The 3395-nt window shown below is 33.1% G+C and carries 4 protein-coding genes; 2 read left to right on the top strand and 2 right to left on the bottom strand.

The features are described 5' to 3' along the window. Positions 1-736, bottom strand: a 736-nt coding sequence (locus tag SOY52_RS03305) for an FAD:protein FMN transferase (RefSeq protein ID WP_320847561.1), incomplete at its 3' end; no start/stop codon positions are given. A gap of 11 nt (positions 737-747) precedes the next feature. After that, complete coding sequence (locus SOY52_RS03300) at positions 748-1749, bottom strand: hypothetical protein (protein ID WP_320847560.1); 1002 nt, start codon at positions 1747-1749, stop codon at positions 748-750. A 248-nt stretch (positions 1750-1997) separates the two neighbouring features. Between SOY52_RS03300 and SOY52_RS03295 the strand changes: the two genes are divergently transcribed. Further along, positions 1998-2936 (top strand): LacI family DNA-binding transcriptional regulator, encoded by a 939-nt coding sequence (locus SOY52_RS03295; RefSeq protein WP_320847559.1) that lies wholly within the window; start codon positions 1998-2000, stop codon positions 2934-2936. Further along, the gene (locus tag SOY52_RS03290) at positions 2933-3337 is read left to right on the top strand and encodes a GtrA family protein (protein ID WP_320847558.1); all 405 of its coding nucleotides are present in this window, start codon (positions 2933-2935) and stop codon (positions 3335-3337) included. Before SOY52_RS03295 ends, SOY52_RS03290 begins: the two co-directional genes overlap by 4 nt. Positions 3338-3395: the final 58 nt, after the last annotated feature.

Here is a 3395-nt window from a genome sequence, read left to right as displayed (position 1 = left end):
CTTTTTGCTTGTAGCTTCCATCAGCACCTTCGGTATCCTGTAGACCAACTATCCATTCAGAACCATCAGGCTTTGACTTTGTTGAAGCAACATTTCCTCCAACACTAATTAGTAAACTTATATCTACATTTTCAATAGCTTTTTGTGTAGCATAGCCTTTAGCAATTGCCCCTACATCAAGACGAAGCTCAGGGTCAGCAAAGTAAACAGTATTATTTTTGTCATCAACTATGACTTTATCTAAATCTGTATGCTTGCTAGCCTCTAGTAACTCATCCATATCAGGTAGATATGCTGATGATGGGTCATATAATCCATCCTCTCTCGCTTCATGCCAAAGTAATAATACACTTCCAAGTGCAATGTTTACTCTATGGTTAGTTTCCTTATAGATTTCTTTTGAAAATAGTAATAAATCAATTATTTTTGGGTCGACTTTTACCGGAGCTTTTGCAGCATTTTCATTAATATCTTTCATATTTACTATGCCATCATAGCTGTTATAAATATCGTATAAACGATGGTATGTAAGCATTTCATCATGAATTTGCTTGGAAACAATATTAAATTCCTCTTCACTTTCAGCATAACCTACCATAGAGGTTACAGTGTCAAAAAGTGAGAGGAATGTAGCGCTATAGCGCTCTAAATCTTTACCGGATGACTCTTTCTTAGTACATCCGGTAAATACAATGATAAATGTTAATAAAATAATTAGGCATTTACCTTTTTTCAATTTTTTAGTCCTTATTTTGCAATCTTTGCAATGAGGTCTGTGAAGTTAGCAACTGCAAGAGTAACAGATGATACTAAGTCAGCGTCTGTAGCAACACCCTTTTCGTTTACTGGTGTACCCATTACTGCAGAAATAGTCTTACCTGTAGCATACTGGCAGAATGATTCAGCCTGTAAGTACCATTCTCTACCAATTGAGCTAGCTTTAGCCATGCCGTAAGCTTCCTTGAGCTCGTTCTTTGTCTTAACATAAGCTGCATCTGAAGTTACTTCACCCTTAGCATTGAACTTAACTGTTGGCTGAACTGCATCAACAATCATTGAAGTAATTACATCACCATCAACTGTGATAGCTGCAACAGTTGCATATGTCTGAGTCTGGCCATCACCCTTAGATGTTGCATCCTTACTCTTTGAGTTGTTTGTATAGTGTGTAAGATAAAGTGTATCACCGCTCTTAGCACCTAAGTTCTTTGCATTCTCCATAGCCTTAACAATAGTTTCGATGATATCATCATAACCAATTGTAGCAGAAGATGCGAGGTCAACACCATTCCTTGAAGCAGAAGAAAGTGTAATAGCTTTTACTTCATCAGCTGTTAAACCAACTACATACTTAGAAAGTGCAGCAGCCTGCTCATTCCATTCCTTACCAATCTTACTTGCTTTGATCATGCCATAGCCTGTTCCAAGCTCGTTCTTTGAAAGAACTGGAGTGCTCTTATCTGATGTAATCTTGCCTTCAGCTGAGAACTTTACTTTTCCCTGAATTGCATCGATTACACATGATTCAATCTTACCATCTTCAGTTATTGTTACAGCAACAAGAGAAATATTAGCTGTACCCTGACCATCACCCTTACTTGTAGCAGCTTTACCAGAAGCTGATGTGATGAGAGCAAGACCTGTCTTAACATCTTGCTTTACTGGTCTTTCAGATTCCATTTGACCCTGAGCAAAAATTGATGAAACTGCAATTGAGCAGACAAGAAGAACTGTTAATACCTTTTTCATTTTTTCTCCCTTAATTTCCCAAATACTAATATATTTGGAGTTAGTTTTAACTATCTTAAATTGTTTGTCTTTCAAGACATACAGTCTTTTCGAGGATAATTTCTATAGATAGTGTTTGAGAATTAGTTTTTTTTGATTTTCTATAGGTATTAATACAAATTTTTGAATATTGTATACAAAAAAATAATATTTACTAAAATTTTACTAAATTTATTTATTCATTTTTTATATTTTGCTATTCTGCGTTTATGGCAAGTATAAAAGAAATTTCAAACATAACAGGTGTTAGTCCTGCAACAGTTTCTAGAATATTAAATAATGATCAATCGTTTTCCGTTTCTCGCCAAGTTAGATTAGATGTAATAAAGTGTGCCTCTGAGCTTGGATATCAAACACCACGAACCAAAAAGAATTTTGGTAAAACCTTTATTGTTGGAATTGTTGATTGGCATGTTGTTCCTAGCGGAATGCTTCCAGGATATGATATGAGATTTAGTAAAAGTAGAGATAATCCAATGGATATTAGGTTTATTAGATTAAATAAAAAAGAGGTAAAAGAGGTTAGTGGAGTAATTGCAATTGGAACATTTAATGATGAAGAGATGAATCATATAATGTTATGTTCACCTAATATTGTAATAATTAATTCACTTAAGAAGCCTGATTATTCTCACAATAGATTAATTGTTGATTTAAATATTGCATGGAGTAAGGCAATTGAATATTTAACCTCATTTACCAATAAAATTGGATATATTGGTGGAGAATATAACGTTGATGGTTTAAAAATTGGAGAATTAAGTAACCGAGTTATGAAGCAAAAATTAGAAGAGCTCGGATTATATAAAAAAGAATTATTCTTTACTGGAAGACTTTCAGATTATGATAGCTCATCACTATTACGCGCTGCCATACACAATGGTGCAGAGGCTATTATTGTCTCTAGCCAATTAATCGAAAAGGGTGTTATTAGTGAATATGAGAAATTAAATTTAAATATTCCAATTGTATTAGCACGTGATATGCCACTTGATATTGGTGCTGTCGATAATCAATTTCCAAAGGTAAGAATGTACCCTAATGATCTTTGGTTTATGGCAATAGATATATTAATTGCCCATGCAAGAAAACCAAAACTAAATGTAAATGCATGTATCCCGACTATATTTGAGGTACCAAATAGATGAATATTTTTAAGAAGTACAGAGATTTCTTTGTTTATATGATATATGGGGCAATGGCAACTATAATCAATGCAGGGATATATGCACTATTATTTCAAGTTGTCCAAATTAGTAATGTAAGCTCAACTATTATTGCTTGGATCATCACATTAATATTTGCATTCTTTACTAATAAGTTTTTTGTATATCGCTCTGATGAGAAAAGAATAAAGTTTGTAATTAAAGAGTTTTATCAATTCTTCCTATGCAGAGCGCTTTCAGGAATATTTGATGTACTTTTTATGTATATAACTGTCGATATCCTCTCACTATATCCAATATTAATGAAGCTAATAGCAGCACTTTTTGTTGGCTTAATAAACTACTATGGTGGAAAATTAATAATATTTAAAGATAGAAAGTAGTTTTATTAAAGTACTTTATTGTATTCTTAATTTTATAAGGAAGAAATAATGGCAATAC

Origin of the sequence: Bullifex sp., from assembly GCF_034103065.1 — a bacterium.
Lineage (GTDB): Bacteria > Spirochaetota > Spirochaetia > Sphaerochaetales > Sphaerochaetaceae > Bullifex.
This window is presented reverse-complemented; position numbering and strand designations above follow the sequence as displayed.